At 68.1% G+C, this 527-nt stretch carries 1 protein-coding gene; it reads right to left on the bottom strand.

Annotated elements, in window-relative coordinates:
- Positions 1 to 527 (bottom strand): hypothetical protein (locus JNK74_30165; protein MBL7650435.1); only part of this gene is annotated, 527 nt, incomplete at both ends.

Genomic DNA, 527 nt, shown 5'->3' with positions numbered 1-527 from the left:
GGCGGATCTTCCCGACCGTGGTCTCGAGGCTGCCGATCTCGGTGTTCACCGCGGCGATCTGGGCATTCTTGGCGTCGAGCGGCGCGTTGTTGAGCGCGATCTGCTGGTTGTTGGCGGTGATCGCGCGGTTGTTGGCGTCGATGGCCGCCTGCCGGGTGGCGACCTGGCCCCGCAGGGCGGCGAGATCGGTCGCGTAGGCGTCGTCGTCCGGATCCAGCGCCGCGATCTGCGCGTTCAATCCCGTGATCTGGTTGCTCAGCGTCGTGTTTTGCGCCGTCCGCGTGCCGTTGTCCTCGTCGAGTGGCTGGTTGAGCGTGGCGACCTGGCCCTCGATCGTGGTCTTCTCGGCCTGCAATTGCGTGCGCGTGGTGCGCAGGCCGCCCAGCTGTCCATCGAGCGCGCCCACGCGGTCCTCGGCCATCTGGCGCGGATTGCTGTCGTTGAAGCCGGGCTCGTCCGGGTTGCCGCCGAAGCCCATCTCGTGGAGTTTGTGCTCCAGGAAGGAGATCTCCGCCCGGTAGGCCGCG

Source organism: Candidatus Hydrogenedentota bacterium, from assembly GCA_016791475.1.
Lineage (GTDB): Bacteria > Hydrogenedentota > Hydrogenedentia > Hydrogenedentales > JAEUWI01 > JAEUWI01.
This window is presented reverse-complemented; position numbering and strand designations above follow the sequence as displayed.